10 protein-coding genes and 1 tRNA gene are annotated in these 15,756 nt (G+C 49.6%); 10 read left to right on the top strand and 1 reads right to left on the bottom strand.

What is annotated here, in order from left to right:
* Position 1: 1 nt before the first annotated feature.
* The 9 genes from IPI86_RS19835 to IPI86_RS19795 all read left to right on the top strand — a co-directional run bounded on the left by IPI86_RS19835 (position 2) and on the right by IPI86_RS19795 (position 12,333).
* The gene (locus IPI86_RS19835) at positions 2–613 is read left to right on the top strand and encodes a hypothetical protein (protein WP_345299753.1); all 612 of its coding nucleotides are present in this window, start codon (positions 2–4) and stop codon (positions 611–613) included.
* On the top strand, positions 610–2,007 hold the full coding sequence (locus IPI86_RS19830; protein ID WP_345299752.1) for a proton-conducting transporter membrane subunit: 1,398 nt from the start codon (positions 610–612) through the stop codon (positions 2,005–2,007). Before IPI86_RS19835 ends, IPI86_RS19830 begins: the two co-directional genes overlap by 4 nt.
* A gap of 71 nt (positions 2,008–2,078) precedes the next feature.
* Positions 2,079–3,269: a hypothetical protein gene (locus IPI86_RS19825; RefSeq protein WP_345299751.1), complete on the top strand. Its 1,191-nt coding sequence runs from the start codon at positions 2,079–2,081 to the stop codon at positions 3,267–3,269.
* A gap of 63 nt (positions 3,270–3,332) precedes the next feature.
* A complete protein-coding gene (selB, locus tag IPI86_RS19820) occupies positions 3,333–5,228 on the top strand; it encodes a selenocysteine-specific translation elongation factor (protein WP_345299750.1) in 1,896 nt (631 codons plus the stop codon).
* A gap of 9 nt (positions 5,229–5,237) precedes the next feature.
* Positions 5,238–8,936, top strand: a complete 3,699-nt coding sequence (locus IPI86_RS19815; RefSeq protein WP_345299749.1) for a PAS domain S-box protein — start codon at positions 5,238–5,240, stop codon at positions 8,934–8,936.
* Positions 8,937–8,950: 14 nt separating this feature from the next.
* The gene (locus tag IPI86_RS19810; RefSeq protein ID WP_345299748.1) at positions 8,951–9,622 is read left to right on the top strand and encodes an SOS response-associated peptidase; all 672 of its coding nucleotides are present in this window, start codon (positions 8,951–8,953) and stop codon (positions 9,620–9,622) included.
* A gap of 53 nt (positions 9,623–9,675) precedes the next feature.
* Complete coding sequence (locus IPI86_RS19805) at positions 9,676–10,941, top strand: MFS transporter (RefSeq protein ID WP_345299747.1); 1,266 nt, start codon at positions 9,676–9,678, stop codon at positions 10,939–10,941.
* Between the two features lie 63 nt (positions 10,942–11,004).
* A complete protein-coding gene (locus IPI86_RS19800; protein ID WP_345299746.1) occupies positions 11,005–12,210 on the top strand; it encodes a peptidoglycan DD-metalloendopeptidase family protein in 1,206 nt (401 codons plus the stop codon).
* A 46-nt stretch (positions 12,211–12,256) separates the two neighbouring features.
* A tRNA-Val gene (locus tag IPI86_RS19795) sits at positions 12,257–12,333 on the top strand.
* Between the two features lie 53 nt (positions 12,334–12,386).
* Here the strand turns inward: IPI86_RS19795 and IPI86_RS19790 are convergent.
* A complete protein-coding gene (locus IPI86_RS19790; RefSeq protein WP_345299745.1) occupies positions 12,387–14,591 on the bottom strand; it encodes a hypothetical protein in 2,205 nt (734 codons plus the stop codon).
* Between IPI86_RS19790 and IPI86_RS19785 the strand changes: the two genes are divergently transcribed.
* On the top strand, positions 14,591–15,727 hold the full coding sequence (locus IPI86_RS19785; protein WP_345299744.1) for a glycosyltransferase family 4 protein: 1,137 nt from the start codon (positions 14,591–14,593) through the stop codon (positions 15,725–15,727). The genes IPI86_RS19790 and IPI86_RS19785 overlap by 1 nt on opposite strands.
* Positions 15,728–15,756: the final 29 nt, after the last annotated feature.

Below are 15,756 nucleotides of genomic sequence, written 5' to 3'. Positions count from 1 at the left end.
CATGGCAACCGACATCGTTTCATGGATTGCAGTGGGAATGATCCTTGCAACATCCGCAACTATTTTGATCAGCCGCGACTGGCGCGTACCTTTAGGCGCGCTGGCCGTGCAATATATCGCCGCATTCTGGCTGGTTACACGTCACCTGCCTTTCGTAATGGGCTCTGCAAAACTCATCACAGGCTGGATGGTGGTCGCCGCACTCGGCATGACCCGCCTTGGCCTGACATCTACCGAGGAAAGTGCTGATGAAACCTCCCTGCTCAGCGGACGTTGGTTCCGCGCCACTCTGATCGGCATTGTGGCGCTTGTTTCCATCGGAGCCACATCGCGCATTGAAACGAGTATTCCTGGCCTCGGCTTACAGGTGATCGCAGGAAGCCTGATTCTGATCGGAGCAGGCGTCATCCACCTTGGGGTCACATCGGATGTGCTGCGAGTTACGCTCGGTTTGCTTACCATGCTGACCGGGTTCGAAATCCTTTATGCGGCAGTAGAGAGTTCCATTCTAGTGGCTGGCCTGCTGGCGCTGACAAATCTGGGATTGGGAATCGTTGGTTCCTATTTGATGATCGCGGGCTCTATTCCGCTTGAAACCGAGGAAGACGTATGAGCGCGCCGGTCATTTGGATTCTCGTTCCATTTCTCGCCGGGGTTCTGATTCTGTTTCTGTTGCAGGAACGTGTTTCGTCATTTGTCGGCGGGGTCGTATCCATGCTTCTGGCGTTGACCGCCTTGATCTTCCCCATCGATACGGCGCTCCTGCTCGGTACTGTCTCCATCAAGATCTCAGCGTCTGTTCAATTTTTTGGGCGCAGCTTCGCGCTCAACACCGCAGATGGACCGTTGCTCGCCATCATTTATGGATTAGCCACCCTGTGGTTCTTCGGCACGCAGGCGTCGGGTACCGCCAATCGATTCGTTTCGCTGGGATTGATGATCGTGGCATTGCTGACAGCCTCCATTGCAGTGGAACCTTTTCTTTTCGCAGCACTTCTGATCACCATGGCGGCCATGTTGGTGATTCCGCTGCTGGTTCCGCTGCACCAGCGACCGGGTCCCGGTATTGTGCGGTTCCTCATCCACCAAATTCTTGCGATGCCTTTCATCCTCTTTTCGGGGTGGATGCTTGCAGGCGTGGAAGCCAGCCCTGGCGACATCGGCAACACCATTCAAGCAGGCACCATGCTCAGCCTGGGGTTTGCCTTCCTGCTGGCGGTCTTTCCACTCTATAGTTGGATTCCCATGCTAACCGAGGAAGCATCGCCTTATGCTACAGGTTTCCTGTTGTGGGCGCTGCCAACTTTCACAGTGATCTTCCTGCTCAATTTTTTAGATCGGTACACGTGGCTGCGCAGCACTCCCCAACTTTCAAGCGCCATCCAATATGCGGGCGTGTTCATGGTCGCCAGCGGCGGACTCTTCGCTTCGCAGCAAAAGCACATCGGGAGAATGATGGGCTACGCTTCGATCGTGGAAACAGGTCTGTTGCTGCTGGCCGCAGGCTTGAGATCAAACGAAGTTGTAAATGTCACCTTCCTTCTGCTCACCCCGCGCGGATTGGAACTGGCGGTCTGGGCACTGGCGATTTCAATCATTAAACGCAAGGTATATTCTCTGCGTTTTAGTGAAGTCCGCGGATTGGCTCGTAGTTATCCCATTGCTGTGACTTCCATTATTCTGGCGCATCTCTCGATGGCAGGTTTCCCATTGCTGGCAGGCTTCCCATCACGAGCTGCATTATGGCAGGAACTGGGCGGAGAATCTCTCACCATTTCACTGTGGGTGTTCATCGGGTTGCTTGGATTGCTCATTGGGGCAATACGTACCTTGGCGGTATTCGTCATGGCCGAGGAGAACAAGGCCTGGGAGTTGAATGAAACCTGGGTACAGGTGATCATGCTCGGGGTGGGTGTGATCGGGCTCTTCATCCTCGGAATTTTCCCGCAGGTATTGCAGCCATTTATCGCAAATCTGCCTGCGTTGTTCGAGCATCTCGGCCAATAATCCCGTTTTGCGGGCGTGCTATAATTTCGTACTCGAGTAAATCATTTCTCAAACAGCCATCGGAGATAAAAATGGAATTCGAACAAATCATCAAACGCCTTGAATGGTTGGACAAACAGCAGCGCAATAATCAGGATGCGCTCACAGGCCTGGACGGGCGTTTGGAATCGTTTGAGACGACCATTAACGCCGTTTCAAAACAAATGAAGAACTTTACCAGGCAAATCACCGACGTCTCCCCCATGGAAAAGCGCCTGGATCAATTTGATACGTTAATGACCCGCCAGCGCGCCGAATTCGTCAAACTGCTGGAGGAAAAAGAAAAAGAACAGACCCGCGTCACCCGCGAAAACCTGAAATATGTCCAAACGGAGTTGACCGAGATCCAGAAGGTCATCGCAAATATCAAAACGACGACCAACTTAACGGAGATCAAAAAACAACTTAAGGAACGCGGCGATGAAATGCAGCGCGTCTTGAACAATGTAGCCGATTTGAAATTCCGTGTGGACGAAGTTGCCCGCACAAAAGACGACGCTGTTCACGCCCTGAAAGCCATTGAGGAAACACGCAAAAATGACTTGAAACGCGTCGCCGATATTCAAGGCGAAGTGACAGCCCTGCGCAAACGCGTGGATGAAAACCGCGACAAAGCCACCATCACCGCCGACAGCATCCGCAATGTTGAGAATCGTTTTACCGACCTGATTGCATCGGAGCTCGAACGCAAACAGGCCCAAGCCGCCTTTCTTGAACAACAAACCCTGGCGCAGATCGACCGCGACCGCGCATGGAAAGAATGGAAGGAAAAATACGAGTCCTTCCAAAAGGAAGCCGCCAATCTCGACATCCACATTCAGAATCTGGATGAAGCCCTGCGCGGAGCAAAAAAGGCGCAGGAAACCTATCTCGAACTCAATACCAAACTCGAACGCCGCATCAATGAAGTCACTGAAATGCAGCGCCTCGCCGAAGACCGCCTGCGTCAGGAATGGGTCAGCTTCAAGACCGACGACCAAAAACGCTGGACTGGTTACAGCCTCTCCTCCGAAGAATCCTTCCGCGATATTCGCAAGGAAGTGCAAAAGATCGAAACCCGCATCACGCCGCTCGATGATGCTGCACAGGTCGTTCAAGACCAACTACACCAAACTACCGATGCAACCGAAAAGCAATTGCAGGAAATGATGAACGTCATCCACGAATGGATGCTTTCCTACCAACGCATCATGGGGCACGGAAAGAAAACAAAAAAGTCGTAGGCACAAAATCCCGCAGGGAAATCCTGCGGGATTTTTCTTTAACTTTGTGGTTAAATAGTAAACATGAGAGTCATTGGAACAGCAGGCCATGTAGACCACGGCAAGTCAACGCTTATCGCAGCACTCACCGGCACTCACCCCGACCGCCTCAAGGAAGAACAAGCCCGCGAAATGACCATTGAACTCGGTTTCGGCTGGATGAATCTACCCAATGGCGAAGAGGTGGGCATTGTAGATGTGCCCGGGCACCGCGACTTCATCGAGAACATGCTTTCAGGCATCGGCGGAATCGACGCGGCTTTGCTCGTCATCGCCGCCGATGAAGGGGTCATGCCGCAGACCAGGGAACATCTGCTGATTTTGGATCTGCTGCAGATTCCCGCTGGATTGATCGTCTTGACGAAAACAGATCTCGCTTCTGATTCAGGGTGGCTTGATCTGCTCGAAACAGACATTCGCTCTGCTGTGAGTGAGACCGTACTAAAAGACGCCCCCATCGTTAGAGTCTCTGCCAAAAACAAAACGGGACTCAAAGAGTTGCTTTCGGCCATTGAGATCCTGCTAAAAGACAAACCTTCGCGCCCCGACCTAAACCGTCCACGCCTGCCGATCGACCGTGTGTTCAGCATGAGCGGATTTGGCACAGTGGTCACAGGCACGCTTAGTGATGGTCATCTCTCGATTGGTGATGAAGTGGAAATTCTGCCTTCGGGTCAAACGGGGCGCATACGCGGTCTGCAAACCCATAAGAAAAAAGAGGAAAGTGCTGTGCCGGGCTCCCGCACCGCGGTCAATATCTCCGGCGTGAATACAGATTTGATCCAGCGCGGCGAAGTGGTGGTCCACCCCCATCAATATACAGCCACGCGCAGGATCGACGCGCGGTTTCGTTTACTGAAGGAAGTTTCCAAGCCCATTAAACATAACGACGAAGTGAAATTCTTTACAGGCGCAAGCGAAACGGTCGCCACTTTGCGTTTGCTGGGAACCGAAGAACTTCAGGAAGGCGAAGAAGGCTGGATCCAGCTGGAATTGCGCGACCCCATCGTCGCGGTACGCGGAGATCGCTACATTCTTCGCCGCCCTTCGCCAAGCGAAACCATCGGTGGCGGCATGATCGTTGACCACCAGCCTAAAGGCAGGCACAAGCGGTTTGACGAAACCGTGCTGAAATCTCTGGAGTCCCTCGCGCAAGGTTCGCCCGCCGACGTTTTGTTTGAAGCCGCGCTGGCATTGAACGCCGCTTCGCTGAAAGAAATGACGGCGCGTTCGCGCCTTGAACTCAACCCTGCAAATGAAGCGTTGAACGAATTGATCGCAGACGGCAGGTTGGTCGCCCTTGAAGAAGGAGAACTGTCGGCCTCGAGCAATATACTGGCCATTACACTCCCGTATTGGAATTCCCTGCGGGAAAAGACCATACAGCTTGTCGATGCTTATCACAAACAATATCCATTGCGGCGCGGCATTCCACGTGAAGAATTAAAGAGCAAACTAAAACTCACACCGCGCGTCTTCAATGCGGCGATCGGACTCCTTGTCAACCGCGCACAGTTGGTGGATTTGCGCGGCTCAGTGGCTCAAACCGTCCATGAGATAAAATTCAATGGACAGGATCAGGCCAGGGTTAATGGGTTGATGCGTAAATTCGCCGAGAATCCTTTCGGCCCGCCAAGCGTCAAAGAATGTCAGGCAGAGGTCGGCGAGGAAATCTTCAACGCCCTGATTGAAATGAATGAATTATTTGCCGTATCTCCGGATGTGGTTTTCAAAAAACAAGACTACGAATTAATCGTGAGGAAGATACGCGAAGAACTTGAAGCAAAAGAAACGATCACTCTTGCAGAGGTCCGCGACTTATTGAGCACGACCAGAAAATATGCGCAGGCCTTGCTCGAACATCTTGATGCGATCAACATCACGATGCGTGACGGGGATGCTCGCAAACTCAGGAAATAAACTTTCATTATGGATAATATATTCAAGCCACCCACGTTTGACAACGAGGAAAAGTCTCACAAGGCTTTTTTGTTGCATGTCATCGTGTGGGGCTTGATCTTTGTCCCCGTTCCCTACCTGATATTTACTCTGGTTTCAGAACCGCAGGATTTCAGCCGGGCAGTGATACAGTCGATGTTTGGTGAAGTTATCAACTTTCTGGTTCTGTATTTATCCAGAAAAGGATTTGTGCACCAGGCATCGATTATTCAATCTGGGATGTTGTGGATATTCTTTACCATCACAGCTTTTTCCGGAGACGGCGCGCATAGCGAAGCCTACGTCATGGGCTATCCGCTGGTGATCCTCATTGCGGGAATTCTTTTTGGAGGGCGAGCGGCTTCCTACGTCACCGTCCTATCGCTTTTAGCTGGCACGGGGATGATCTACGCGGAAGTCGACAAACTGATCGTCGTTGAAAGCCTCAACACATCCATGAACATGTGGGTGATCAGTCTGGTCATATTCCCCATGATCGCAATATTGCAACACCTTTCTGGACGGTCAGCACAAAATGCATTAAAGCGCGCCAGGATCAGCGAACAAAAATACATGATGCTTTCCAACATCAGTACAGATTATGTATTCGAAACCAAGGTAGATGAAAACGGGAATAACGACTTGTATTGGGTGGGTGGCGCCTTTGAAAAGATGACAGGCTACACTTTCGAGGAATATCTGGCCGCGGGCAGCTGGGTCGCTCATGTTCACCCGGACGATCTCGAAAAAGACAATCAGGATATGGAAGCACTTGCCCGGAACGAGGACATAAAATCCGAGATCCGCACGATTACAAAGAGTGGAGAGATCCGATGGGAAAGAATATTTGCGCACCCGATCTGGGATGAAAGCAGGAACAGGCTTGCAGGCGTCATTGGCGCCGTGCAGGACATCACCGAAGTCAAACTCGCCGAAGAAACCCTGATCGCCGCCCTTAGCCAGTCTGCGGAAATGGTGCGGACGATTCCCGACATGGCCTGGTTGAAGGATGTGAACAGTAAATACATTGCCGTTAATGCGAAGTTCGCAACAGTGGCCGGTCTTCAAGTAGAGGATATCGTCGGAAAAACCGATGCAGAAATTTGGGCAGAAGCCTTTGCCCAAAAATACCGCGAAGATGACCTGATAGTCATTGAATCGCAAAAACTCAGGCGAATCGAAGAAAAACAAATGGACCACACAGGCAGGATGTACTGGGTGGAGACCATCAAAACTCCCATTTTCAACGGAAAGGGCGAAGTCATCGGCACCACCGGTGTTGCCCGCGACATCAACGAACGCAAGGAAGCTGAACTTACCGAAAAACGCCGCGGCGAAATGCTCGAAAAAGTGATCGAGCTTGGCAAGCGTGTTACTGAATCAAGCGACTTAAAAGGGACTATTCATAAAATATGGCACGGCGTTCACGACGATCTGCAATTTGACCGGCTTGCGATCTTCCTCTACAACTCCGAGCGCAATCAAATGGATGACACATTGGGAACGGATAAACACGGTCAAATGACAGATAACTATGGCATATCCTTCCCTGTCGGCGAGGATACAGATGGATCGACATTTGCCTATCTGCTTGAAAGACCCGACGGTTTTTATTTCACGAACAATTACGCCGCGGAAAACAATATTCCGCCCGAGCATGAAATGCACAAAGTCAGGGATTACGCGGCTGTTGCGGCATGGGCAGGCAACAAACCCGTTGCCGTGATCTGCGCAGACAACCTGATCTCGCAGCGCCCCATTACAAGCGAACAGTTGGAAGGGTTGCGGTTATTCGCTGGCTATGCTGGTCTCGCCATTGAGAATACACGCCTGAATACCGCCATCCAAAATGAATTGAACTTGCAAAAACGAGCGGAACAACGCGAAGCACGCCGTCGCGCCACTCTCGAAAAAGTGATCAAGTTGGGGCAGGGCGTGACCGAGGTACACAACCTGCGCGCCACTCTCGAAAGGATCTGGCATGGCGTCCACGACGGGTTGGGATTTGACCGTCTGGCGATCTTCCTTTATAACGCCGAACGCAACTCTGTCGACGGCTCTCTGGGCACAAACAACGATGGACAGATCGTGGAGGAATGGGAATACTCTCATTCTCTTAATCGGGAAAGCCCGTCATCTTTTACGGTAACACTGGAGAGTTCAGACGGCCTGTATTTCTCGAAGAATTTTGGCGTTGAAAATAACATACCCGAAGGCCATGAAATGCACGACGTAAAGGACTTCGCCGCCGTAGCCGCGTGGGCAGGTGAAAAACCTGTTGCCATCATCTCTGTGGATAACCTCCCAAGCGGCCGCCCGATCACGGAAGAACAACTGGAAGCGCTCCGTCTATTCGGCGGCTATGCAGGGTTGGCAATCGAAAATGCCCGCCTGAATGAAACCATTCAAAAAGAACTCTCTGATGAGATCCTTTTGCAGGAACGGGAGAAACGACGCCGCGCGATCCTTGAAAAAGTTGTCAAGCTAGGCCAGAGCGTGACCGAAGTGAATGATCTCCGCACTACGTTGACAAGAATTTGGCAGGGCGTTCACGATGGGCTCGAATTTGACCGCACTGGAATCTACCTCTACAATCCCGCGCGGACTTCCATGGATGGCACATTCGGAACAAACGATCTGGGAGAAATGGTTGATGAATGGCATACCTGGATTTCCATCGCACAGGATGGCAAAGACGCAAAATCATTCATCTACCTGCTGGATAATCCTGATTCAATTTATATTACGCACAGCTACGACGATGAACACAACGCCCAACCGGGCAACATTATGTATGGAGTAAAAGATTTTGCCGCTGTTGCCGCAAGAGTGGGTGAAAAACCGGTGGCGATCATCTGCGTGGATCATAAGATCAGCGGGCTTCCCATCTTGGATGAACAGCTCGAAGCCCTGCGGCTATTTGCGGGGTATGCAGGTTTGGCCATTGAGAATGCACGGCTCAACACGGCACTTCAAAACGAACTCGTTCAGCGAAAGACCTTTATCGAAGAGCTTGAAGCAAAAAATGCCGAGTTGGAGAGATTCACCTACACCGTCTCTCACGACCTGAAATCACCGCTGGTCACCATTCGAGGATTTCTCGGTTACCTCGAGCAGGATGCCGTTTCAGGCAGTTTCGAAAAATTCAAGCAGGATATTTCACGCATCGAAACCGCAGTGGAGAAAATGCAAAACCTGCTCAGGGACTTGCTTGAGCTATCGCGCATCGGCAGGTTGATCAATCCGCCGACCTATATCGCATTCAACGAGATCGTCAAAGACGCGCTGGAGATCGTCCACGGGCAGATCGAAGGGAGGAGTGTTCTTGTCATTTACAAAGAGACCGATGTCAAAATACACTGTGACCGGGTGCGCCTGACGGAAGTGATGCAAAACCTGATCGAGAACGCAATAAAATTCATGGGCAGCCAGTCATCCCCTTGTATCGAGATCGGCACATACAACGGTGAAGAAGAGCAGGCTGTGTTTTACGTAAAAGATAACGGCTCAGGCATTGCCCCTGAGTTCCACGAAAAGATATTTGGTCTGTTCAACAAGCTTTCCAGCGATTCCAGCGGAACCGGCATCGGCCTCGCACTCGTAAAAAGGATCATCGAAGTACACGGTGGACGCATTTGGGTCGAATCGCAAGCCGACAAAGGCGCAACATTTTTCTTTACGCTGCCATAAGATAAGGAGATACCATGTGTGGAAGATTTACTCTTACTGTTGACCCATCAGAATTACAGGACGCATTTTCGGATTTCACATTTCCAGATCAATTCTCCCCGCGTTTCAATATCGCGCCAACCCAACCCGTCCTTGCCATTCCAAATGATGCAAAGAACAAAGCGGATTTTTTCCTTTGGGGGCTGATCCCTTCATGGGCAAAGGATCCGTCCATTGCCAACAAACTGATCAACGCACGCGGCGAGACCATTTCTGAAAAACCATCCTTTCGCGGCGGATTCAAATACAAGCGCTGCCTCATCATCGCCGATGGATTTTACGAATGGAAAGCGCAGCCCGGTGTTAAAACCAAAACGCCCTATTTCATTCACATGAAAGACCGCAAGCCATTCGCCTTCGCAGGCCTTTGGGATGAATGGCATTCCCCGGATGGCGGCTCGGTTCGCACTTGCACCATCATTACCACCGAACCCAATGAGTTGATGTCGACTCTGCACAACCGCATGCCGGTGATCCTTAACCAAAAGGATTATGCCGACTGGCTCGACGCCGCGCCTCGGACTCCCGACAGCCTGCTACACCTTATCAAATCTTTCCCCGCTGACAAAATGTCCGCCTACCCTGTTTCGACCATGGTCAACGCTCCAGGCAATGACCGTGCCGAATTGGTGGTTCCCGTTCAATAAGATAAATATTTTCAGGAACGGATTCCGTCGCTCTTTCTTCGTCAACTCACAACATGCATAAAATCCAAATCCTTTTAGCACAACGCTTTCCAGCGTTAGGCTCGCGTGATTTCGCCATTTTTTGGGTAGGTCATCTCACATCTCTGATCGGCACATCCATGCAAAACACGGCTTTGCCATTACTGGCTTACCGCATCAGCGGCCGTCCGTTCGATTTGGGGTTGATCGGTTTTGCTGTAACCCTGCCAACCTTCTTTTTGGCGTTGCCCGGTGGCGTGCTCATCGAACACGTGGACAAACGCAAGGCGATCATTTTCCTTCAATCCATCATGATGCTGGACACTTTTGCGCTTGCCATTCTTGCATTAAGTGGGTTCATACAGATATGGCACATCGTGATCACATCGCTAATTCTCGGCATCGCCACGGCTTTCGAGATCACAGCACGCCAGGCCATGCTGATCGAACTGGTTGGGCGAGAATCCCTGCCGAATGCCATTGCACTGCAATCCACAGCCTTCAACATGTCACGTGTACTTGGGCCTGCACTCGCGGCCCCTGCCCTCCTCCTCTTTTCAACCAATGGCGAAGGCTGGATATTTCTTCTCAATGGAATCAGCTTCGTCGCCATCATTACCAGTTTGTTTTTTGTGCAGACTCGTTACAAGTCACCAGTGTTGCCACGCACCCGCCCAATGTTGGTTGAATTACAGGAAGGCACCCAGTATCTTTTCAAGAATTCGTCTGTGGGGCTGTTGGTCGTCATTGCGGCCATATTAGGAGTTTTCGCTTTCCCTATTATTCAACAACTCCCAGTAATTTCCAAAGACCTGCTAAAACAGGCAAGCGATACAAAAGCCATAGTGGATATACGCAATAGCCTGCTCTATACCGCCCAAGGCGTAGGCGCATTGACCGCAGCATTTTCGATCGCCATGAACAACACCTCACGTTGGCGTGGTTTGCGCCTTTTGCTGGGCGAAGCGGCTTTCATCCTGGGCATGATCGTCATCCCCATCTCGAACTCTGTTTGGATCGCAATGATCATTATTGCATTAATGGGCTGGGGAGCCGTCACACAACTGGCTACAATGAATACACTTTTGCAATTGCAAGTGCCAGACATACTGCGTGGACGTGTTTTCAGCATCTATCTTTGGGCGCTGCAAGGCATTGCCCCATTTGGCAGCCTGCTCGTCGGCTGGATGACACAGGAATTCGGCCTGACCAACACGACCCTGTTATGCGGCTTGATTTCCCTGGGAATTATTGGCGGAATTCAGGTATTTCGCCCGGATATACGCGGAACGACGGGTTAATATAGGATTAGCGTTTGATATGCATCTTGACTTTGATTTTTTGGGCATGTTATGATGAACCATATGCAAAACGATTTTAACGAAGAAGCAGACAATTCTCCGAGAACAAAAGAGAAAAATGAGCAGCCATCACCTGAAAGACGGCGCAGTTTTATTACACGCTGGATGAATACGCTCGTTCAAATGGGACTTGGTGAATCACTTCTGCGAAGCGGCACGAATCTGTTTTCCATCGTCGCCATTGCCGTGGTAATTCTGCTCGTGCAGGCGTTCAATCGCCAAACGGCGAATCCACTTTCAGGAAACAGCAATCAGGCATCAGGTTCCGCTCCGACCGTTGAAGTGGATATCAATTCGATCCCCGCGTTGGAAAATCCACTGGTGGCAGGCATCTCCCGTTCGGCACAAATTCACACGAATATTCCTTCACGTCCCCGCAATGAGATCACCACCTACACTGTGCAGGATGGCGATACCGTGTTTGGCATTGCAGAGAAATTCGGGTTGGAGCCGCAAACCATTTTGTGGGGTAATTACAATATTCTATTGGATGATCCGCACTCCTTGAAGCCTGGCCAGGAATTAAGCATTCTGCCAGTGGACGGCGTGTATTGGGAGTGGCTCGGCGGCATTCCATTTGGAGATTGGGCCGAGTTCTATGGTGTCACTGCCGCTGAGATTATCGAATATCCCACCAACGAAATCGATCTCAATACGGTTGGCGATTATTCCAACGCAAATATCAAAACTGGCACATGGCTGATCATCCCCAATGGAAGACGGGAGTTCGTTAATTGGAGTGCGCCGTTAGGCGTGACTCGTGAAAACCCCGCATCGGCCCGCGTGCTTGGGCAGGGCGCCTGTGAACCAATCAGTGGTGGTGCTGTCGGTTATGGCACCTACGTCTACCCGACGAACAAACACTTCCTCTCGGGGTTTGATTACAACGAAAAAACAAATCATCGCGGCCTTGACTTTGCAGGCAGCGAAGGCGAAGGCGTGTATGCCGCAGATGCTGGCGTGGTTGTGTACTCTGGCTGGAATAATTACGGCTACGGCAATATGATCATGATCGATCACGGAAACGGCTTTCAATCACTATATGCCCACTTGAGCGCGATCTATCGCGGCTGCGGCCAGAGTGTTGGTCAGGGTGAGGGAATTGGCGCTGTTGGTTCCACCGGGCGCTCCTCAGGCCCGCATCTCCATTTTGAGCTGATGACCGCCACATGGAAGGTCAATCCTTGGGATTATTTGCCTCCGCCGTAGGCACTTGCCAAAGGTGGAAGGCTATACTATAATGCCCATCGTTCCCGGGCGCGTAGCTCAGTTGGTTAGAGCGCATGTATCACACACATGAGGTCGGGGGTTCGAGCCCCTCCGTGCCCACCAAAACAAAAAAAACTGCCAATTGGCAGTTTTTTTTGTTTTGGTGGGTTACTATTTTACTTTGAGGCCACAGGCACAACTTCCCATATTCGATTCTCATCCTGCATACAAGTCTTCGTTTTGAAAACTGGGGGGGTATGAACATTTATCTTATATGCCACTATGTAATCTTCCGAGTTCCCATAAATAGGCATAAGACTCATCCAAGAGGGTATGTTGTCAGGAGAAGGGACAAAATCCATATATAAATGTCGTACAGTATAGTTTTTTTCATAGGCAACATAAGTATATCCCTGGCGGTAAGCCTCCTCCCAGAATTCATCTGTGCTCCTTAAGGATGCAGCGCGAAGAACGGAATACTCATCTGCCTTTGTGGAACACGCAAAAAGATCGGAACGGAGATAATATCTGAATGCGCTCAAAGTTAACACCCGCTCCCCAAGAGCAGCCTGGTCACTTATGGGTTTTAGATAATCGCAAAAATAGTAGTTATTGCACTGGGGATTTCCACGCGAATCCAATGGAGAGTAAGTATCAAGCGAAATATAAATAACTCTAAAATTGACAAACAACAAGACTACAACGAGCATTAATTTCATAATCTTACCTATGTCATCTTTTAGATCGAACAAGCCTTCAGCAATCACAGCGAGGGGCATGAATAGAATTATCCATAGAAAAAACACATATCGAATTTCGACCACTGTAAAGAAAAGCATTATCCAAAGGAGTAGTGTAATCAAAGTTAGAGATGTCAGATACAACAATGTTTTTTGTTCAAAAAGTCTTTCCCTGACATTTTTTATGAAAACCCCAGGAAAAAACGCCAGAAATAGCGGGGAAATAGTGCCAAGGCTTTGGGGAGAATTCAAAAATGTTACGACGAATGGATAGAAAGCCCGAAATGCCCATATCTCATTTGGGTCGAAAGACCATTGCCATCCTGAGGTGTTCAACTTTGCGGCGTTTGTAAAAGCTGCCAGCGGGTCACCTAGGATCATCCAGTTGGCGGCTAGATGAAATAAAGCGAGACCCAGAAGCGCCGAGAGGAGCCAGAAAAAACGGCTGAAGAGAGATTTGAGATTCAGTCCATCATTTTTCCACGCTGAATACATTTCTTGTAAATAGAAAAGCGCGAAGAAGATGCCCAATAAAACGGCGTTAAAAGGTCGCGAGATGATGGCGAAACCTGCCAGAAAGCCCACGAAAAAGAATCCGCTATTGCGCGCTTTGATGCCGTTTACGACCATCCAATAAACAGCAGCAACGGCGGGCGCGGAAGCTGCGAGGTCAATTTTGCCGTCTCCCAATAGGTCGGTAAACGCGGTGGTGGTTAGGAGCAGGGCTAGCAATATCCGCCTTGCCTGTTTGGATAAGCCGAGTTGTTCTCCCAGCGCCAGGGTGAAGATGATAATTACAAAACCGTTGGCCCATGAATACAGCCGCGCGGCCTGGTCTCCAAATATCTGGGCAATTGCTGCATACTGTATCCCGGTGTGGAATGAACTGGCAATAAATGAATCGTTCAGAAAGTATTGGATGTGATTCGTCATTGCAGTGATCTTTGCATCTGAAAAATACAAGGCAACTGAATCGTAGCTCAGCCGCGATGAGGAATACATCAAACTTAATAATAAAATGCCGAGGGAAAGCCCGTAAACCAGTCTGGCGTTATTGTCTGTCCCTTCAAAAAGATTGAAGCTGTGATCTTCTGCATGGGTCTTGATAAATTTCACGAATGATCGAAGCCCCAGGACTAGTCCGCCAAGTGTTATTGCGATCACAAAAGCAGGCGTTAGCTTGTATAGTCCGCCGAGGGTAAGAAAAATAATGGAAAATAATTCGCTCCCGATCAAAAAAGCTGACCCGATCAGGACGGGACGGGCAGGCTTGTTTGAGATGTCGCTTTTCTCGTCCCATAACAAAGAGGTGAAGATAGTCCCCAGTGAAGTACATGCTAGGAAAAAAAAGGCGACTCCGAAAAATGCTCCAATGATGTCGGCAAGATAATTGATTGGCTCAATTCTTGAAAGTTTGGGCAGGATGATTTCCCAATTAAAAAGAAGTGATCCATGCAAGACGCTCGCCCTGCCGGAAAACAAAACAAAGAGGGCAACGCATAAGGTTGCCCATGCGCTAAAAAATATTCTTCCGTACATTGACCATTTATTTGCTCGTTGCATTGGGTCTCCCTGCTGTAGATTTTTCATTTTTTGTCCTATTGTATCTTGATATAATTGAAAGAAAGGAACCGCTTCCATTGAAAATTCTACTTGTAGGTAATTATTATTATCCAGAACATCTGGGGGGCGTTGAGATCGTTTCTTTCAATCTGGTAAAACATTATCGCGAATTCTCGCACGAGGTGCGTTGGATGGCGGCGGATGTGCCCCCTAATTTGCGAGTTGCTGGTAGGGGTGATGTACCTATCTCCTCCTGGAATATAGCTGAGGAGAAACTGGGCTTTCCCCATCCCTTGCCGCATCCAAATGTGTTGAAAAAATTATTTGACAATATTCAGTGGTGCGATGTCGTGCATTTGCAGGACAGCTTGTATTTGATCAACATCCTTGCTTTTTTTATCGCCAAACTGCTGGGGAAACCTGTCCTCCTTACCCAGTATGCAAAATTTATACCTTATAAACAATATTACAAACGTTTTTTGCAGACCGCGGCGTATCGAACCGTTGGCTGGCTTATGTTCAATCTTGCAGATCGTTTAGCGTTCATTACTGAAAATGTGCGCGCGGGCATGGCGTATCTTACCCCGAAGTCCAGGCAGGAGGTGGTTCCGCTTGGCGTGGATACAGACCTATTTGTTCCGTTGGCGAAGGATGAACGAGCGCGCCTGCGTGAACAATTGAGCGGAAGTGTGGAAAGACCGATCATCCTTTTTGTAGGTCGTTTAGTAGAACGTAAAGGTGTGCATCTAATACGCCCTTTAATAGAAAAACATCAGGAATGGTTTTGGGTATTAGTTGGCAGGCCCGATGACTTTAATCCCTCTGAATGGCAATTACCCAACTTAAAACATTTGCAAAACCTTCAAGAAGATGAATTAAGCAAACTTTTCGCCAGCGCAGATATTTTGGTTCATCCATCCGTCGGGGAAGGAATAACTTTAACAGTTTCCAACAGTCTCGCTTGTGGAACGCCTGTGGTAATTTCTGAGGAATCACTATATGAACTAGACACAGCGTCACGCAAATTATTCTTTGCTGTATTGCCACAGACACATGACATAGAAGAAAAACTAAATATGGCACTTTCTAATTGCGCCGCTCCAGAAAACCTTCGTGCTGCCTGTAGAGATTTTGCCATTAACCAATTAAGTTGGAAAAAGATGTGCGAGCGATATCTTGAAATATTGCAGGATATTGCTCGCACAGCACAGTAAAATGACAACAAAATTCCCGTTAAAAGCGG

The sequence above is a fragment of the Candidatus Villigracilis affinis genome, from assembly GCF_016705895.1.
GTDB classification, from domain to species: Bacteria; Chloroflexota; Anaerolineae; order Anaerolineales; family Villigracilaceae; genus Villigracilis; species Villigracilis affinis.
The sequence above is the reverse complement of the archived record's forward strand: the minus strand, read 5'-3'. Positions and strand labels throughout refer to the sequence as shown.

Coding starts and splice junctions, on each gene's coding strand:
- IPI86_RS19825 (WP_345299751.1), top strand. CDS start 2,079: ATGGAATTCGAACAAATCATCAAACGCCTTGAATGGTTGGACAAACAG.
- IPI86_RS19790 (WP_345299745.1), bottom strand. CDS start 14,591: ATGGAAGCGGTTCCTTTCTTTCAATTATATCAAGATACAATAGGACAA.
- IPI86_RS19800 (WP_345299746.1), top strand. CDS start 11,005: ATGCAAAACGATTTTAACGAAGAAGCAGACAATTCTCCGAGAACAAAA.
- selB (WP_345299750.1), top strand. CDS start 3,333: ATGAGAGTCATTGGAACAGCAGGCCATGTAGACCACGGCAAGTCAACG.
- IPI86_RS19830 (WP_345299752.1), top strand. CDS start 610: ATGAGCGCGCCGGTCATTTGGATTCTCGTTCCATTTCTCGCCGGGGTT.
- IPI86_RS19805 (WP_345299747.1), top strand. CDS start 9,676: ATGCATAAAATCCAAATCCTTTTAGCACAACGCTTTCCAGCGTTAGGC.
- IPI86_RS19815 (WP_345299749.1), top strand. CDS start 5,238: ATGGATAATATATTCAAGCCACCCACGTTTGACAACGAGGAAAAGTCT.
- IPI86_RS19810 (WP_345299748.1), top strand. CDS start 8,951: ATGTGTGGAAGATTTACTCTTACTGTTGACCCATCAGAATTACAGGAC.
- IPI86_RS19835 (WP_345299753.1), top strand. CDS start 2: ATGGCAACCGACATCGTTTCATGGATTGCAGTGGGAATGATCCTTGCA.